Annotated in this window: 3 protein-coding genes; all 3 read left to right on the top strand. The window is 69.3% G+C overall.

The window, feature by feature from the left end:
* The first annotated feature begins 173 nt into the window (after window positions 1-173).
* Window positions 174-1,571 carry an MFS transporter gene (locus DSP71_RS08575; protein WP_113680861.1) on the top strand — a complete coding sequence of 466 codons (1,398 nt, stop codon included), beginning with the start codon at window positions 174-176 and terminating at the stop codon, window positions 1,569-1,571.
* 55 nt (window positions 1,572-1,626) lie between these two features.
* Window positions 1,627-2,319: a DUF899 family protein gene (locus DSP71_RS08570; RefSeq protein ID WP_061015427.1), complete on the top strand. Its 693-nt coding sequence runs from the start codon at window positions 1,627-1,629 to the stop codon at window positions 2,317-2,319.
* A partial coding sequence (locus DSP71_RS08565) for an endo alpha-1,4 polygalactosaminidase (RefSeq protein WP_113680863.1) occupies window positions 2,244-3,108 on the top strand: 865 nt, incomplete at its 3' end. The genes DSP71_RS08570 and DSP71_RS08565, both read left to right, overlap by 76 nt.

Raw genomic sequence — 3,108 nt, 5'->3', positions numbered from 1 at the left:
CGCTGATCGCCAACGCCGGGCCGCCGCGGATGGCGGGCCGTCGAAGCTCGCCGAGCTCCTGCGCGCAGGGACGCCGTCGCCGCTCCCGGCGGATCCCCCTGGACTCACGGTCTCCACGCCCACACCATGAGGCGCCCGGCCCCGACGTCGGCCACCGGGAGTAGTGTCGGCCTGTGGCCACCTTCGCCCCGCTCCAAAGACTCGTCATCTCGATCGCGGTGCTCGCGTCGTTCGTGACCTTCCTCGACGGCACGGTCGTGAACGTCGCACTCCCGGCGATCAGTCGCGAGCTCGGCGGCGGCATCACCACCCAGCAGTGGGTCGTCGACGCCTACCTGATCACGTTGAGCGCCCTGATCCTGCTGGCCGGATCGGTGTCCGACGCCTATGGCCGGGTGCTCGTCATGCGCATCGGACTCATCGCCTTCGGGATCGCCTCGATCGCCGTGGCGGCGGCTGTCGATCCGCTCATGCTGATCGTCGCCCGCGCCGCGCAGGGCGCCGCCGGTGCCCTGCTCGTACCGAGCTCGCTCGCCCTCATCACGGCCACCATGCGGGCCGACGTGCAATCGCGCGCCATCGGCGTCTGGACGGCCTTCACCACGGGGGCGCAGCTGGTCGGTCCGCTGCTCGGGGGACTGTTCGTCGACTACCTCTCGTGGCGCTTCGTGTTCCTCATCAACGTCATCCCGATCGGGATCACCCTGCTGCTCCTCGCCCGGTTGCATCTGCCGGAGCACCCCCGCGGCGTCAAGGTCGACTGGTGGAGCGGGGCCCTGTGCGCGATCGGGCTCGGGGCCGTCGTCTTCGCACTCATCGAGCAGCCCAACATGGGGTGGCAGTCGCCCGCGATCTGGATCCCCGCGATCGCCGGCGCCGCATTGTTCGGACTGTTCCTGTGGCGGCAGCAGCACTCCGCCTCGCCGCTCATGCCGCTCTGGCTGTTCCGGGTGCGCGACTTCGGGTGGGGCAACCTCGCGACGCTCTTCGTCTACGCAGCACTGTCGCTCAACGGCTTCGTGGTCGGGGTCTACCTGCAGCAGGGCGCAGGACTCAGCGCCACCGCCGCGGGCCTGGCGAGTCTGCCGATGACGATCCTGATGATCCTGATCAGCTCGCGTGCCGGTCAGTGGGCCGGCAGGTGGGGACCCCGCATCTTCATGACGGTCGGCCCGTTGCTGATGGCCGTCGGCGCTCTGATGCTGCTCCTCGTGTCCGCAGACTTCGACTACTGGTGGCAGGTTCTGCCGGCGATGATCGTGATGGGTCTCGGCCTCTCGCTCACGGTCGCACCGCTCACGGCCGCGATCCTCGGTGCCATCGACGAGAACCATTCGGGCATCGCCTCGGCCGTCAACAACGCGGTATCTCGTGTGGCCGGGCTGCTCGTCGTCGCGATGCTGTCGACCATCGTCGGCGGCACTCTCGACCTCGACGGGTTCCACAGCGCCGCCTGGGTCACGGCCACCGTGCTCGTGATCGGCGGCGTGGTGTCGTGGATCGGCATCCGCCGCAATCCGAGCGAGGCGCTCCCCGCCGACACCGCATCGACGGGACCGCTCCCGCATTGACCGTGTCCCCGGCCGCGCGCAGACTGGACGCATCGCTCAGCATCCGGAGGTCACCGTGAGCACAGCACAGCCCCTTCCCCCTGTCGTCGACGCCGAGACCTGGCGCCGTGAGCTCGACGAGTTGCGCGTGCGCGAGAAGGCCGCGACCAGGGAGCTCGACGCGATCGCCGCGCAACGACGACGCCTGCCCATGGTCGAGCTGCCCGACTACACGCTGGTCGGCGCCGAGGGTCCGGTACGCCTGGCCGATATCTTCGACGGACGATCCCAGCTGATCGTCTACAACCACATGTGGTCGGACGGCAGCGAATGGCAGTGTCCCGGCTGCACCGGCTTCACCTCGCAGTTCACGCGGCTCGACGTGCTCGAGCGCTACTACGACGCGCGCTTCGTGATCGTGACGAACGGTCCGATCGAGGAAGCCCTGGCCTACCGCGAACGCGTGGGCAACCGCATGCAGTGGTACTCGAGCGCCGACAGCACGTTCGGGGCCGATGTGGACGCCCCGCCGAACGCGGGGTTCGGCGTAAACGTGTTCCTGCGCGACGGCGACACCGTGTACCGCACCTGGCACACCGACGGCCGCGGCACGGAGCGGCTGAGCTACCTGCAGGGTCTTGTCGATCTGCTCCCCTACGGTCGACAGGAGCAATGGCAGGACGTTCCGGAGGGATGGCCCCAGCATCCGACCTATGCGCAGGGCATGGGGTCGAAGGAGATCGCGGAGCTGTACGGAGCGGCACGCTGAATCGGCTGCTCCGGAGTGCCTGGCCAGCGGCCGGCGTCGCCCTCCTCCTCGCTCTCGGCTGGTGCGCGGCGCCCGCGGACCCGCCGTCCTCCGTCGCCCTTCCTCCCTCCGGCGCCACGCCGGACTATCAGCTCGGCGGGGCCTACGATCCGTCCTCCGGCGTCGGCGTGGTCGGGCGCGACCGCACCGCGGAGCCCGCGGCCGGTGTGTACTCGGTCTGCTACGTCAACGGATTCCAGACACAACCGGGAGAACTCGACACCTGGCCCGATGATCTGCTGCTGCAGCGCGACGGACATGTCGTCTTCGACCCGGACTGGCCCGACGAGGCGCTGCTCGACACGTCGACCGCGCAGCGCCGGGAGCAGATCGCCGACACCGTGATCCCCTGGATCGAGCACTGCGCGGATGACGGGTTCGATGCCGTCGAGTTCGACAACCTCGACTCGTACTCGCGGTCGAAGGGAGCCCTCTCGCTCGATGACAACCTCGCGCTGGCCGCACTCCTCGTCGAGGCGGCGCACGATGTGGGGCTGGCAGCGGGACAGAAGAACGCCGCCGAGGATGCCCCCGCGCTGCAGGAGCACGCCGGCTTCGACTTCGCGGTGACCGAGGAGTGCGCGGCGTACGAGGAGTGCGCGGCGTACACCGATGTCTACGGCGAGCGCGTGATCGACATCGAGTACACCGATGAGCTTCCGCGGCCCTTCGCCGAGATGTGCACGGACGACGCCTCGCCGGCATCGATGGTGCTGCGGGACCGCGACCTCGTCACCCCCGACGACGACG

It is taken from the genome of Microbacterium sp. H6, assembly GCF_003314775.1.
GTDB classification, from domain to species: domain Bacteria; phylum Actinomycetota; class Actinomycetes; order Actinomycetales; family Microbacteriaceae; genus Microbacterium; species Microbacterium oxydans.
The sequence above is the reverse complement of the archived record's forward strand: the minus strand, read 5'-3'. Positions and strand labels throughout refer to the sequence as shown.